Annotated in this window: 12 protein-coding genes; 7 read left to right on the top strand and 5 right to left on the bottom strand. The window is 69.1% G+C overall.

The window, feature by feature from the left end; all coding sequences use genetic code 11:
* The first annotated feature begins 11 nt into the window (after positions 1-11).
* The gene (locus CCK91_RS15125) at positions 12-953 is read left to right on the top strand and encodes an SDR family NAD(P)-dependent oxidoreductase (RefSeq protein ID WP_086474672.1); all 942 of its coding nucleotides are present in this window, start codon (positions 12-14) and stop codon (positions 951-953) included.
* A 184-nt stretch (positions 954-1,137) separates the two neighbouring features.
* Here CCK91_RS15125 and CCK91_RS15120 read toward each other — a convergent pair whose 3' ends face one another.
* Complete coding sequence (locus CCK91_RS15120; protein WP_079705021.1) at positions 1,138-1,830, bottom strand: FadR/GntR family transcriptional regulator; 693 nt, start codon at positions 1,828-1,830, stop codon at positions 1,138-1,140.
* A gap of 237 nt (positions 1,831-2,067) precedes the next feature.
* Here CCK91_RS15120 and CCK91_RS15115 point away from each other — a divergent pair, with 237 nt between their 5' ends.
* From CCK91_RS15115 to CCK91_RS15095, 5 genes are all read left to right on the top strand, one after another.
* On the top strand, positions 2,068-3,300 hold the full coding sequence (locus tag CCK91_RS15115) for an aminotransferase class V-fold PLP-dependent enzyme (protein WP_086474671.1): 1,233 nt from the start codon (positions 2,068-2,070) through the stop codon (positions 3,298-3,300).
* A gap of 112 nt (positions 3,301-3,412) precedes the next feature.
* Positions 3,413-4,711: an ABC transporter substrate-binding protein gene (locus CCK91_RS15110; RefSeq protein WP_086474670.1), complete on the top strand. Its 1,299-nt coding sequence runs from the start codon at positions 3,413-3,415 to the stop codon at positions 4,709-4,711.
* Positions 4,712-4,717: 6 nt separating this feature from the next.
* The gene (locus tag CCK91_RS15105) at positions 4,718-5,698 is read left to right on the top strand and encodes a carbohydrate ABC transporter permease (protein ID WP_079705023.1); all 981 of its coding nucleotides are present in this window, start codon (positions 4,718-4,720) and stop codon (positions 5,696-5,698) included.
* A complete protein-coding gene (locus tag CCK91_RS15100) occupies positions 5,695-6,531 on the top strand; it encodes a carbohydrate ABC transporter permease (protein ID WP_086474669.1) in 837 nt (278 codons plus the stop codon). The genes CCK91_RS15105 and CCK91_RS15100 overlap by 4 nt, the downstream gene beginning before the upstream one ends.
* A gap of 146 nt (positions 6,532-6,677) precedes the next feature.
* On the top strand, positions 6,678-7,670 hold the full coding sequence (locus CCK91_RS15095) for an NADP-dependent oxidoreductase (protein ID WP_086474668.1): 993 nt from the start codon (positions 6,678-6,680) through the stop codon (positions 7,668-7,670).
* Between the two features lie 195 nt (positions 7,671-7,865).
* Here the strand turns inward: CCK91_RS15095 and CCK91_RS19715 are convergent, their stop codons facing one another.
* The 3 genes from CCK91_RS19715 to CCK91_RS15085 are packed head-to-tail and all read right to left on the bottom strand — an operon-like array spanning position 7,866 to position 12,944.
* Positions 7,866-8,006, bottom strand: coding sequence for a hypothetical protein (locus CCK91_RS19715; protein WP_162852291.1), 141 nt, complete (start codon positions 8,004-8,006; stop codon positions 7,866-7,868).
* Between the two features lie 34 nt (positions 8,007-8,040).
* Entirely contained in the window at positions 8,041-10,038 is a 1,998-nt protein-coding gene (locus tag CCK91_RS15090; protein ID WP_086474667.1) for a YhgE/Pip domain-containing protein, read from the bottom strand.
* Positions 10,035-12,944 (bottom strand): MMPL family transporter, encoded by a 2,910-nt coding sequence (locus CCK91_RS15085; RefSeq protein ID WP_086474666.1) that lies wholly within the window; start codon positions 12,942-12,944, stop codon positions 10,035-10,037. The genes CCK91_RS15090 and CCK91_RS15085 overlap by 4 nt, the downstream gene beginning before the upstream one ends.
* 151 nt (positions 12,945-13,095) lie before the next feature.
* Between CCK91_RS15085 and CCK91_RS15080 the strand changes: the two genes are divergently transcribed.
* The gene (locus CCK91_RS15080) at positions 13,096-13,782 is read left to right on the top strand and encodes a TetR/AcrR family transcriptional regulator (protein ID WP_086474665.1); all 687 of its coding nucleotides are present in this window, start codon (positions 13,096-13,098) and stop codon (positions 13,780-13,782) included.
* Positions 13,783-13,784: 2 nt separating this feature from the next.
* On the opposite strand, the gene CCK91_RS15075 is transcribed toward CCK91_RS15080, so the two are convergent.
* A complete protein-coding gene (locus CCK91_RS15075) occupies positions 13,785-14,240 on the bottom strand; it encodes a VOC family protein (protein WP_086474664.1) in 456 nt (151 codons plus the stop codon).
* Positions 14,241-14,272 lie beyond the last annotated feature (32 nt).

The following is a 14,272-nucleotide window of genomic DNA, read 5'->3' as shown; positions in this document are numbered from 1 at the left end:
ATCATGAGTCCATGACCTGGAACGCCGACTCCCTGCCCGATCAGACCGGACGCGTCGTCCTCGTCACCGGAGCGAACGCCGGCCTCGGCTTCTGGACGAGTCTCGGACTCGCGCGAGCGGGCGCGGAGGTCATCCTCGCGTCACGGAGCGCCACGAAGACGCAGGCGGCGATGCGGGCGATCCGGGTGAAGGTGCCCGATGCCCGACTCAGCCACCTTCCCTTCGACACGTCCTCGCTCGACTCGGCGCGTGCGGCGGGCGAGCGACTCGCGGACCTCGACCGTCTCGACGCCCTCGTCGCGAACGCCGGCATGGTGCACATGCCGAAGGAGCGGCAGGAGACGACCGACGGCATCGAGCTGGTCTTCGCGACGAACGTCGTCGGCCACGCCGCCTTGCTCGCCGAGGCCCTGCCGGTGTTGCAGCGCACGGCGGATACGCACGATTCCGCGCCGCGCGTCGTGCTCCTCGGAAGCCTCTCCACCCTGCTCGTCCGGTTCCACGGCGACGACCTGCAACTCCGCGACGGGTACAGCGGCTGGCAGGCGTACGCCCAGTCGAAGATCGCGCTCTCGTCGCTCGGCTTCGAGCTCGACCGTCGGCTCGCGGCGTCGCACAGCACCGTCCGGGCCCTCGTCGCGCACCCCGGCTACTCGGTCAACGGACTCGACCGTCGCGTCCCCGGCGTCAACGAGCCGACCCGCAGGCGTCGCTTCTCCGACACCCTGCAGTCCGTCTATGCGCAGAGCAAGCAGCGTGGTGCCGAGCCGACGCTCCGAGCGGTCACCGACGAGGCGGCCGACGGTGGTTGGTTCTTCGGTCCCCGGTGGTTGACGAAGGGCGACGCCGTCCGGCAGACCCCTGCCGCGATCACGACCGATCGGGACGTCGCGGCGGCGCTGTGGACCGACCTCGAGCGGCTCATCGGCTCGCCCATCCTCCCGACCTCCTGACCACAGCCGTCAGCGCACCGCGCCGGCACGAGTGCGGGGAGCGGCCCCAGCGCGGTGCGCTCGCGTGACTGCGCCTCAACCGGCGTGACCGCAGGGCATGGCGCTGAGCGCACCCCTCCGGAGACCCGCGCTCACGCCACAGACCCGCGCTGACGTCAGCGCACCGCGCTGGCGCAACCAGACCTCAGTCCGCGGGGGTGGCCGGCGGTTGGAGGACGCGCAACCACTCCTCGGTCTGTGCAACGTGCGCTGACGCCGCCCCGGCCGCCCCGACGGGGTCGCGCGAGAGGATCGCCTCGGTCATCGCCCGGTGGCCGCGGTTGCTGACCCGACGCAGCTCGTCGCCGGCGGGCAGGCTGAAGACGTCGTAGGCACGCGAGCGCGACCGGAAGACCTGCAACAGGGCCGTCAGCGTGGCGTTCCCGGCCGTCCGCGCGATGAGTTCGTGGAACCGGTGGTCCAGCTCGCTCGACTCGGCGGGGTCCGTCGTGCGTTCCATCGCCTCCACGAGTTCGGCGAGTTCGGCGCGCACCTCGTCGCTCGCGCGAGCCGCCGCCTGCGAGGTGGCATGAGTCTCGAGCACCCGCCGCAGCTCGTACATCTGCAGGAGGCCGTCGAGGGGGAGGAGGTCGACCGTGAGCGACAGGCTGCCGATGATCTCCTCGGGCCGGAGCATCGACACGTAGGTGCCCGAGCCGTGCCGGGACTCGATGATCCCGAGGGCGGCCAGCATGCGTACGGCCTCCCGCAGGGACCCGCGGGACACGCCGAGTTCGTCGCAGAGCTCGTTCTCGGCCGGGAACCGCTGCCCCGCCACGAGCCGTCCCGACGCGATCATGTGTCGCAGGCCGTGGAACGCGGTGTCGACTGCGGACATGCGGCTCCTCCTCAGGGGTCGTCCCGCCATCGTAGCGGCCCCTCACCGGTGGCCCGCGAGCCGCCGCGGAGCGTCAGACGTCCGATGACTCCACGCTGGAACGACAAGTCATCCGATGAATTGATCCCGAAATGACCTGAGCGATCACTTGTAACACGACAGAAACCCAAGTCATCAAACGTTGCCTCTATGGTTATCGGACAATCCACTGCATAATCGACTCGGAGGAACGTCACTGTGGACACTCGCACCATCGCACGGCCAGCGCCGCTCACGCTCGGCGACGGCCGACCGGCAACGGCCGGGTGGACGCTGGATCCGACCAAGCGTCACATCAACCACGGATCCTTCGGGGCGGTCCCGATCGTCGCGCAGGAGCACCAGCAGGCCCTCCGCCGCGAGATGGAGGCGGCACCCCTCACCTGGTTCCCGGCCCTCCCTGCCAAGGTCGGCGCGGCCCGTGTCGGGATCGCCGACTTCCTCGGGGCGTCGGTCGACCAGCTCGCCATGGTTCCGAACGCGAGCGCCGGGGCGAGCGTCGTCTTCTCCAGCCTCCCTGTGCAGCGCGGCCTCGAGATCATCGTCACCGACCACGGCTACGGCGCCGTCACGATGGGCGCCGAGCGACTCGCGCGTCGCTGGGGCGGCACCGTCCGGACCGCCCGCATCCCGCTCGACGCCGACGCGCAGACCGCCCACGACGCCGTCGTCGCCGAGTTCAGCGACCGCACGGCCCTCATCGTGATGGACCAGATCACCTCGCCGACCGCCCGACTCCTGCCGGTCCAGCAGATCGCCGCAACCGCCCGTGCCGCCGGCATCCCCACGCTCGTCGACGCCGCGCACGTCCCCGGCCTCTACGCCGACCCCATGCGCGACCTCGACTGCGACTTCTGGGTCGGCAACCTGCACAAGTTCGGGTGCGCCCCGCGCGGTGCCGCCGTCCTCGTCGCCCGCAGCCCGCTCGCGCAGGAGCTCTACCCGCTCATCGACTCCTGGGGTTCGCCGTACCCGTTCCCGCAGCGCTTCGACACCCAGGGCACGGTCGACGTCACGAGCTACCTCGCCGCGGCGACCTCGCTCGGGTTCATCGAGGACAGGTGGGGCTGGTCGGCCGCCAGGGACTACATGACCGAGCTCGCCGACTACGCCGTCGAGGTGGTCGCCGACGCCGTGACCGCCATCACCGGCGAGGACAGCCACGTCGACGTGGGCATGCCCGTCAACGCCCTCCGGCTCGTCAAGCTCCCGACCGGCCTCGCGACGACCCACGCGACCGCCGACGGCCTCCGCGACCGCGTCTCCGCCGAGCTCGGTGTCGAGGGCGCGTTCACGAGCCTCGACGGGATCGGCTACGTCCGACTCTCCACCCACGTCTACAACACCCCCGAGGACTTCGAACACTTCGCCGAGCACGCCGTCCCGGTCCTCGCGCGATGGGCCGAGGAGGAGCGCGCGGCCACGAGCTGAGCGCGGAACCGCCCGACCCGACACCACCACACCCGCACCACCGCACCGCACCGGCACCACAGCACCCACCCCCGCAGCACCCCCACCAGCACCACTCAAAGGAGAAGCGAGCATGAGGAAGTCACGCGCAACGGCAGCCATCGGCCTGTCCGTCGTCACCGGCCTCGCCCTGTCGGCCTGTGCCGGCGGCGCGAGCGACGGCACCGTCACCCTGCAGATGGTCGAGAGCCTGACCAACCCCGCCCGGACCGAGGTCCTGAAGTCGCTCATCGCGGACTTCGAGGCCGACAACCCGAAGATCAAGGTCGAGCTCATCTCGCCGCCGACCGACCAAGCCGACCAGAAGATCACCCAGATGCTGCAGTCCGGCTCCGGCGTCGACGTACTCGAGGTCCGCGACATCACCGTCGGCCCCTTCTCCACCAACGGCTGGCTCGACGACATGAGCGGCGAGCTCGAGGACTGGAAGGGCTGGGACGACCTCACCGACAACGCGACGAAGTACGCGAAGGGCGAGGACGGCAAGGTCTACTACGTGCCCTACGGCTTCTACGGGCTGAGCCTGTTCTACCGCACCGACCTCATCAAGGAAGCCGGTTTCGACGGGCCCCCGAAGAGCTGGGACGACCTCCTCGAGCAGGCCTCGGCGATCCAGGACCCCTCGAAGAACCAGTTCGGCTACGCCTTCCGTGGCGGCACCAACGCGAACAGCAACGTCGTCGCGGCCATCGAGGCCTACGTCGCCGACGACCTCGACACCGAGAACGCGTTCAAGCTGACCAACGGCGACACGATCTTCTCCGCACCGGAGGCCCTCGACGCCGTCAACACCTACTTCGACCTCTTCAAGGAGGCTTCGCCGCCGTCGTCCGTCGCGTGGGGCTACCCCGAGATGGTCGAAGGCTTCTCGAACGGTTCGACCGCGTTCCTCCTGCAGGACCCGGAGGTCATTGCGACCGTCGAGCAGTCCGAAGCGATCACGGCCGAGCAGTGGAGCACCGCTCCGCTGTTGACCGGCCCGACCGGCAAGGCCGCGCAGCCCATGGCGACCGCGGGCTGGGGTACGGCGGCGTCGAGCGAGCACAAGGCCGAGGCCGCGAAGCTCATCGAGTTCCTCTCCGAGGACAAGCAGGCCACCACCTTCGCCCAGGAGAACAGCCTCGTCCCGATCGTCAAGAGCGCGGCGGACAGCGACTTCTACAAGACCGGCCCGTGGGCCAGCTACGTCACGATGAACGAGAACCCGGACACCTACCTGAGCGTCACGCAGCCGCGCGGCTCCTCCTGGTGGACCGAGTGGATCCAGAAGTCCGACTCGGAGATCCAGCAGGTCCTCATCGGCCAGCTGACGCCGGAGAAGCTCCTCGCGGGCTGGGACGAGTACTGGACCGAGAAGTGGAAGAGCGAGTAACCGTCCATGACGACCACCACTGACGAAGCGGGTCGCACGCAGCAGCGTGCGACCCCGACACCCCCGGCCGGTCCCTCGCGGACCGCCGGCGGGCGTCGGCGGCGCACCTTCACGGTGCGCCGCGGCTTCGGCCTCCTCGCCTTCCTCGCCCCCGCGTTCATCTTCGTGGCGATCTTCATCTACTACCCGATGATCGCCGGCTCCCAGATGGCGTTCCGCAACTGGAACCTCGCCAACCTCACCGACACCTCCTGGGTGGGATTCGCCAACTTCCTGGCCGTCTTCGCCGACCCGGCCTTCGGCAAGGTCGTCGCGAACACCGTGCTCTGGGTGGTGGCCTCGATCGTCCCGCAGTTCGTCATCGGCTTCGGCATCGCTCTGTGGTTGCGCCGGAAGTTCCGTTTCCGCGGTCTCTACCAGGCGATGATCTTCTTCCCGTGGGCCATCTCGGGCTTCCTCATCGGCATCCTGTTCCGCTGGATGTTCAACAGCGAGTTCGGCGTGATCAACGACCTGCTCCAGAAGGTCGGGCTGATCGACACCCCGATCCCGTGGCTGGCTGACCCGAACACCGCGATGTTCGCCGTCATCGTCGCGAACGTCTGGTACGGCGTCACGTTCTTCGCGATCATGATCCTCGCCGCCCTGCAGTCGGTGCCGGAGGACCTCTTCGAGGCCGCGGCGCTCGACGGCGCGGGCAAGGCGCGCATGCTCTTCCAGATCACCATCCCGTACATCCGCACGACGCTCGCCCTCACGGTGCTGCTCCGGGTCATCTGGATCTTCAACTTCCCCGACATCATCTACGGCATGACGGGCGGTGGTCCGGCGAACCAGACCCACATCCTCACGACCTGGATGATCGCGACCACCCAGCGCGGCGACTACGGCCGGGCGTCCGCGATCGGCCTCATCGTCGTCGCGATCCTGCTGGTGTTCACCGCGTTCTACCTGCTGTCCATGCGTGAGAAGAAGGTGAAGGCATGATCGACCAGGAGACCCGGACGGCGAAGGTCGTCAAGTTCCTCTTCCTCGGGCTCTGGCTCGTCATCACGGTGTTCCCGCTGTACTGGATCGTCGTCACGTCGTTCAAGAAGCCGGGCGCGATCTTCTCCTACCCGCTGACGTACTGGCCGGAGGTGTTCTCGGTCGAGAACTACCTCGGCCTGTTCAGCAAGGCGCAGTTCGGCACCTACGTCCTGAACAGCCTCATCGTGGCGACGATCGCAGCCGTCGTGGCGACCTTCATCTCGATGCTGTCGGCATACGTGTTGGCGCGGTTCGAGTTCCGGAGCAAGGGCGCGATCCTGCTGGCGTTCCTCGCCACGCAGATGATCCCGTCCTTCATCGCGCTCGGCCCGCTCTACCTGTTGATGACACAGCTCAAGCTCGTCGACAACCGGTTCGGGCTCATCCTCATCTACATCGCGGTGTGCATCCCGTTCTGCACCGTCATGCTCCGAGGGTTCTTCGAGAACATCCCCGACGCCCTCGAGGAGGCGGCCATGATCGACGGCTGCTCGCGGTTCGGCGCGCTCTTCCGGGTGCTCGTCCCGGTGCTGAAGCCCGGGATCGTCGCGGCGTTCATCTTCAACTTCGTGAACTGTTGGAACGAGCTGTTCCTCTCGGTGACGCTCATCAACAGCGATGCGAACAAGACGATCCCGACGGCGCTCAACGGCTTCATCACGAGCTACAACATCGACTGGGGCTCCATGTCGGCGGCCGCCGTGCTGACGATCATCCCGACGATGGTGCTGTTCGCGTTCGCGAGCCGGTACATCGTGCAGGGCCTGACCGCTGGAGCGGTGAAGGGCTGAGCCCTCTCATTCGCCCGAACATGGGCGAGCCGACGCCCGTTCGCCCGTTCCTGGGCGAGCGGGCGTCGTCATGCGAAGCCGTCCGGTGAACCTGTAAGCCAGCTGATAGTTCGATCGGCTAGCGACCGACAGGTGGAAGATGAACCATGTTCGGTTCGAAGCAGACGACGAGGTCACTCCGCTACGCCCGCTACGGCGGGCCCGACGTACTCGAGTTCATCGAGTCCGAGATGCCGCATCCCAGATGGGGCGAGGTCGTGGTCGACGTCCTCGCGAGTGGCATCAACCACATCGAGGCGTTCGTCCGCGAGGGGCACCTCGCCGAGACGGTGCCGATCGAACTGCCGACGGGGCAGGGGAGCGACTTCGCCGGATTGGTCCGCGAGGTCGGAACCGGGGTCGAGGGCTGGAAGCGGGGCGACGAGGTGATCGGTCACGCCGTCCGTGGCGCGCACGCCACCCAGGTCGTGGTCCCGGCGTCATCCCTCGTCCGCAAGCCGAAGCGCGTGAGCTGGGAGGAGGCCGGTGGGCTCTACCTCGCTGGACTGACGGCGCTCGACACGCTCGACGGGCTGCACCTCAAGCAGGGTGACACCCTCGTCATCTCGGCGGCGGCCGGTGGCGTCGGGAACATCGAGGCGCAACTGGCGAAGTTCGCGGGCGTCCGGGTCATCGGCACATGCGGTGAGCGCAATCACGACTTCCTCCGTGAACAGGGCGTCAAGCCGGTCGTCTACGGCGAGGGCATGGCCGATCGGATCCGGAAGCTCGCGCCAGAGGGCGTGACGGCGTTCATCGACAACTTCGGTCAGGACGGCCAGGAGCTCGCCTTCGAACTCGGCGTCCCGCCGGAGAAGTACCGGTCGAGCGAGGATCGGAAGGCCATCGAGCTCGCCGCGCTGGAGCCGGACGAGGAGTTCTCGGCGCACGCCACGAAGCAGCTGCAACGCCTCGCGGAGTACGCCGCCGACCACGCGTTGAAGGTCGTCGTCTCGGCGTTCTACCCGTTCGACCTGATCATCGACGCGTTCGAGGATCTCGAACGGCTGCATGCGCGTGGCAAGATCATCGTCGGTATGCGCCCGGCGAACCCGGAGCGCATCGTCAAGCAGCGAGACCTGCACGACGCCAGACCCTGACGGCGGTCAGCGCGGTGCGCTGGCCCGAGACGTCGGCTTCCGGTGCCAGCGCGGTGCGCTGAACCGAGATGCTCGGTTCCGGCGTGGGCGCGGGTCCAGGGCGTGAGCGCGACCCTCCGGAGACCCGCGCTCGCGCGTGTGGGGCGCGCTCGCGTCAGCGCACCGCGCTGGCAACCGGGCAGGGTGGGCGGTCGGCTAGTTGAAGATGAAGCCGAGGACGGTCGCGCCGCCTCCACCGAGGACGAGCGCGACGACGAGGACCCAGGCGATGAGCCGCTGACGACGCTTGCGCTGTTCGCCCCACTCGGCCAGTTCCCGGTCTTCGCTGCTGCTCATCACCCCAGCCTACCGGCGGGGTTCTCGCCCGGCGTCAGGCGACGGCCGGAACGAGGGCCTTCACCGACGTGGTCCTCGCCCGGGCGATCGCGAACGTCGTCGCGGCGAGGGACCCGAGAAGCCAGAGGACGAGGCCGACGACGCCGGCCGCTGCTCCCGTGTCGCCGATCGCGATCGCCTGCAGGCCGCCGAGCGCCGGTGCGATCGGCAGGAACCCGAGCACCTGGTCGAGCACCTGCGGAGCGGTCGCGATGATCCCGGTCGCCAGACCGACGAGCGCGACGATCATCGAGATGAACCGACCCGCACCACCGAACAGGGCGTTCAACGCCTGGTTGGCGGCGGCGAACACGAGTCCTGCGAGGACGGCGATCCCGGCGAAAGCGAGCCAGCCGCCCGCGTCGAGCTCGAGCAGCGGTGCGGTGATGACGGCGACGAGCAGGCCCTGCAGCATCCCGATCGCTCCGGCCGGGACGAACGCCCCGAGTGCGAGCCGCAGCGATGAGCGGGTGGACCCGAACGCCCGCGTGGGCACCGGTCGCAGGACGAGGAAGCTCGCGAGCGCACCCAGCCAGAGGGCGAGGACGGCGTAGAAGGGAGCGCTGTTCGTGCCGAAGGACACGGTCGCCGAATCCCCGGCCGAGACCGGGTCGGCGACGACGTCCGCGAGCGTCTGTCGGTCGGAGCTCGTGTAGGTCGGGAGACTGTCGACCGCGCTCTGCAGACCGGACGCGAGCGAGGTGATCCCGCCGGACAACGTTCCCGCGCCCGACGCGAGCTGGTTCGACGCGTCGGCGAGCTGGGTCGTACCCGTCGCCGATTGCGCCGCGCCGTCGGCGAGTGCGGACGCGCCCGACGCGACCTGTGCCGCAGCGGCGTTGATGGTGGCGATGCCGTCCACCAGCGTGGGAAGGCTTGCGGAGAAGGTCGCCGCACCGGTCGACAGGTCCTGCGCTCCGGAGGCGCTCGCCGTGGTGCCAGCCGCGAGCGCCGTGGTCCCTGGGTACTTGACCGATGGGTTCGAGGGGTCGAGGGAACCGCCGTTCACGATCACGTCGCTGGTCGTGGCGAGTTGCGCGATTCCTTCGCAGTACTCCTCGGACGCACCGGAGGCGGCGCATCCTGCGCTGAGCAGTGCGAGCTGCTGTGCCACTTGCGTGGTCGCGGCGGCCGTACCGTCAGCGGCGGTCGCGAGCTGCGAGACGCCGTCTGCCAGCTCCTTCGCGCCGCTGGCGAGCTTTGCCGCACCGGGGACGAGCCCGGGGCTGCCGGTCGATGCGTCGGGTTGTGTGCCGGCGTACAGCGCGGAAAGACCGTTCGACAACTGTCCGGCCCCGTCACTCAGCTGCGTCGCACCCGACGACAACTGCGTCGTGCCCGTGGCCAACTGCGTGGTGCCGTTCGCGAGTTGCTGCGCACCCTGCGCGAGCGAGAGTCCGCCCGTCGAGAGCTGCTTCGCACCGTCGGCGGCCTCGCCGAGCTGATCGTGGAGGGTGTTGAACCCGACGTAGACGTTCTCGAGGTAGGTGGTGGTGAGCTGCCGACCGAGGAGCGAGGCCGCGGTCTGCGTGATCGTCTGGGAGATGGCGTCGTCGACGAGCTTGCTGCGGTCGCTCGTCGTCACGTCGAGGCGGGCGCGCTCGGCGTCGGCGGCGTCGCCCGAGAACGAGGTCGCCGCCTTCGAGAAGTTCTCCGGGATCGTCACGACCGCCGTGTACGAACCGTCGGCGAGGCCCGCCTTCGCGTCGGAGGCGTCGGTGATCACCCAGGTGTAGTTCGTCTCCTGGTCGCCGTCGACGAGGCCCGCGGAGAGCTGTCGTCCGAGCGGCACGGTCTGGCCGTTGACGGTGACCGGCTTGTCGTCGTTCACGATGGCGGCGGTCACCTGACCGAGTCGTTCCGCCGGGTTCCACAGCGCCCAGACGAGTCCGCCCGCGATGACGAGCGGTACGAGGATGAGGCCGATGATCGAGACGACCGTGATGCCCTTGCCGGAGCGGGCCCGTTCGAGGCGGTTCAGGATGGTGCTCATGCGTCGACCTTCGATTCAGCGATGGCGGTGGGAGTGGAGGAGGGGGCGGCGCGGTCGAGGTCGAGTACCTCCGGCACCGTGGTCGGCAGGACGTCGGCGAGCGACGACGCGTCCGCGGTGCCGACGACGATCGTGAGCGGCCGGCGTGTGCGCTCCGCGGCCCGGGTCGCCGTCAGAAGGCGCTCGTACAGTCCGCGTCTCGTGTCGTCGTCCGGCACGGTGTCGACCCCGTCGAGGACGATGACGGCCGGGCGTTCGGCCAGCGCCGAGGCGAGCGTCCCGACGGGTTCGCCGTGGTCGAGACGGACGTACGCGACGCGGGACCGGACGGCCCCGGCGCGGACCGGCAGGACCAGACCGGCGACCTTGAGTCGACCGTGGTCGGGTTCGAGGCGACCGGCCAGCGTCAGCAGGAGGGCGGTGACCGAGACCGGGCGCGCGCCCTGGACCGCGAGCACGCCGCCGACGGGGACGGTCGTGTCGACGTCCGCGTACAGCGGGCCGTCCGCGCCGGCCAGGGTGACCCCAGCGGCAGCGATCGCGACCTCGTCACCGTTGCGCCACTCGCGCAGCTCGAGTTCGCGCTGCAGGCCCTCGCCCTCGACGTCGAACGACGGCAGGATGCGGTCGAGCCACTTCGGCAGGTACCAGGCGTGGTCGCCGAGGAGCGCGAGCACCGCCGGCACGAGGGTCATGCGCACGATGAACGCGTCGACGAAGACGCCGACCGCGAGCCCGAGGGCGATCGGTTTGATGTTCGTGTCGCCCTCCGGCACGAAGGCGGCGAACACCGCGAACATGATGACGGCCGCGGCGGTGACGACCTTCGCCGAGCCGAGGAAGCCGGTCTCGACGGATCGCTTCGCGAGTCCCGAGTGGACGAAGTCCTCGCGCATCCGGGAGACGAGGAAGACCTCGTAGTCCATCGCGAGCCCGAACAGGACACCCATGAGGATGATCGGCATGAAGCTGATCACCGGACCGGTCCTCGCGACGTGGAGGGCCTCGGCGAACACGCCGTGCTCGAAGACGAGCGCCACGACGCCGAACGACGCGGCGACCGACAGCAGGTAGCCGAGGGTCGCCTTGATCGGCACCCAGATGGATCGGAAGACCATCGTCAGGAGTACGAGCGACAGGCCGACGACGATCAGACCGAAGGGGAGGAGGGCGCCGCCGAGGCGGTCGGAGATGTCGATGCCGATGGCCGTGAACCCGGTGACCTGCAGGTCGACGTCGTACTCGTCCTGGAAGTACTGGTGCAGTCCCCGGATCTCGGCGACGAGGTCCTTCGTCGCCTGGGAGTCGGGACTGCCGCTCGGGATGACCTGGATGATCCCGGTGTCGGCCGTCGCGTTGGGGGTGGCGAGCGGGACGGCGGCGACGCCGTCGAGTCCCTCGATCTCCTGCTTGAGGTCGGCCATGAGTCCGAGCGGGTCGGTACTGCCGACGATGCCGCCGGTGACGATGAGCGGCCCGTTGAAGCCCTCGCCGAAGTGCTCGGAGACGAGGTCGTACGTCGTGCGGGCTCCGTCGCCCTCCGGCAGGGAACCGGCATCGGGGAGCGCGAGTCGGAGCGACAGGGCGGGGATGGCGAGCGCTCCCAGGACGGCGACGACGGCGACGATCGTGACGATTGGGAGCCGCGTGACGCCGCGCACCCAGCCGAGGAAGAAGCGGTTGGGGTGCCCTTCGACGGGCTCAGGGACCGCGTTGTGGGGCTCAGGGACCGCGGTGGGGTGCTCAGGGACCGCGTTGTGGGGCTCAGGGACCGCGGTGGGGTGCTCAGGGACCGCGTTGTGGGGCTCAGGGACCGCGTCCTGTGGGCCGTCGACCGGCTCGGCAGCGCCCCGGGCCGCCACGCGCTTGCTGGCCCGCCTCGCCTTGGGGCGGAGGCGTTCGCCGGCGAAGCCGAGCATGGCCGGGATGAGGGTGAGCGAGATGACGACCGCGATCGCGACGCCGACCGCCGCGGCGACACCCATCGTCGTGAGGAACGGGATGTTCGCGACCGCGAGCCCGAGGAGGGCGATGATGACCGTGAGGCCCGCGAAGATGACGGCGGAACCGGCCGTCGCGGTCGCGCGGGCGGCTGATTCGGCCGGATCGAGCCCGCTGCGCAGGCCGTCCTGGTGTCTCGAGATGATGAACAGCGCGTAGTCGATGCCGACGGCCAGGCCGAGCATGAGTGCGAGCATCGGCGTCGTGGAGGAGATCGGCCCGAAGACCGTCGCCACGAAGATGAGCGCCATCGAGATGCCGACCCCGAGCAGTGCGGTGATGAGCGGCATGCCCGCGGCGAGGAAGGAGCCGAAGGTGAGGATGAGGACGACGAGCGCAACGACCACGCCGACGAGCTCGATGACACTCAGCGTCGGGAGGCTGTTGCTGAAGAGCTGCCCGCCGAGGGACGACTCAGCTCCGGCCGGGAGCGCCTTCGCCAGGCTCGCCTCCGCGTCCTCGACGTCGCTGATCGTGGCGGCGGTGATGTCGGTCTGCGCGCCGTCGAACTGGATCGAGATGAGCGCCGCCCGCTGATCCTCCGAGACCGCCCCCGTCACGTTCTCGTCGAAGGGGGAGACCGCCTGCTCGACCTGCCCGGTGTCGCCCAGGGCGGTGACGGCGTCGTCGATCGCCGACCGGACCCCGGCGTCCTCGACGGTGTCGCCCTTCGGCGCGACGACGATGATCTGCGCCGAGGCTCCGGCCACCTGCGGGAAGGTGTGGTCGAGCGAGTCGAGCGCTTCCTGCGACTCCGTGCCGGGGATGGAGAAGGCGTTGTCGGTTCCCTGGTTGAAGAGCAGCGCGCCGCCACCCGCGAGGGCGAGCACGGCGATCCAGAGGATCAGCACGAGCTTGCGGGCGCCGAACGCCCAGCGGCCGAGGGTGTAGAGCAGAGAGGACACGCGTCGCTCCTAGGGAGGTCGGCGCCGCTTGCAAGCGAGCCGACGGAGATGTTCGGACAGGATCGATACAGCGGTGTATCCGATACACGACTGTATTGGATACAGTGGTGTATCGGCAAGAAGTCGGTCGAGCTGTCAGTAAGGTGTCAGGATGCGCGTGCACGAAGCGGTCGAGTCCCCGAGCGACGAGGCACCGGTCGAGTCCGCGCGTCGGCAGCGGACGCGCGAGCGGCTGGTCGACGCCGCCTACGAGGTCTTCGCCGAGTTCGGCGTCCACGCGGCGTCGGTCGAGCAGATCAGCGAGCGCGCAGGCTTCACCCGCGGCGCCTTCTACTCCAACTTCGACTCGAAGGAGGAGTTGTTCTTCGCCCTCGAGTCACGAGAGAACCAGCTCCGACTCGATCGCCTGGAGGCTGGGCTGCAAGCCGTCAGCCCGTCACTCCTCGATGCGGCGGGCCGCTACACCGAGGGCTCGCTCGAGGCCCTGATCCGCGCCTTTCTCGAGCTCCAGCCTGACGACCGCCGTTGGTGCCTCGTGCAGTCGGAGTTCCGGATGCTGGCGATGCGCGACGCCGACGTCGCAGCGCGCTACCTCAAGCACCAGGAGAGTGCAGGCCGACAGCTCGCCGCGTGGCTCGACCAGGCGGCCGGACTCGCACACGTCCGGTTCACGATCCCGACGCCCGACATCGCGAACATCGTCGTCGCCCTCTACGAGTCGGCCATCCAGACGGCCGTGCTCATGGACCCGGACGGCGATGAGGGCTCGCCGCGCGAACTCGCGATGCGCACGCTCCCGGCCATCGTCCGCGCCCTCACCGAGTCGATCACCGACTGACGTCAGGCCGGCTCGCCGGCTCGATCCGGCTGCAGCGCCTGGGCCAGCATGACGATGATGCCGCTCGGTCCGCGCACGTAGCTGAGCTTGTAGACGCCCTGATAGTCCGCCACGCCGCGGAGCGGGTGGCAGCCGTGTCGAGCGGCGATCGCGAGCGCCTCGTCGATGTCGTCGACGGCGAAGGCGACGCGGTGCATGCCGATCTCGTTCGGCAGTGTCGGCTCGGTCTCGATCGCGGCCGGGTGCAGGTACTCGAAGAGTTCGAGGCGTCCGTGACCGTCCGGCGTCTGCAACATCGCGATCCTGGCGTGGTTGCCGTCGAGGCCCACGGCCGTGTCGGCCCACTCGCCGCTCACCGTGTCGCGGCCGAGCACGGTGAGGCCGAGGTCGGTGAAGAAGGCGATCGTCGCCTCGAGGTCGCGGACCGCGATCCCGACGTTCTCGAGTCTGATGTCCATGTGCTGCACGCTACCCGGCCGCGCGGGCCCGT

This window comes from Plantibacter elymi (nom. nud.), from assembly GCF_900177795.1.
In the GTDB taxonomy this organism is placed as follows: Bacteria; Actinomycetota; Actinomycetes; order Actinomycetales; family Microbacteriaceae; genus Plantibacter; species Plantibacter elymi.
Note: the sequence above shows the minus strand (reverse complement) of the source record. Positions and strands in the feature narration are given on the sequence as shown.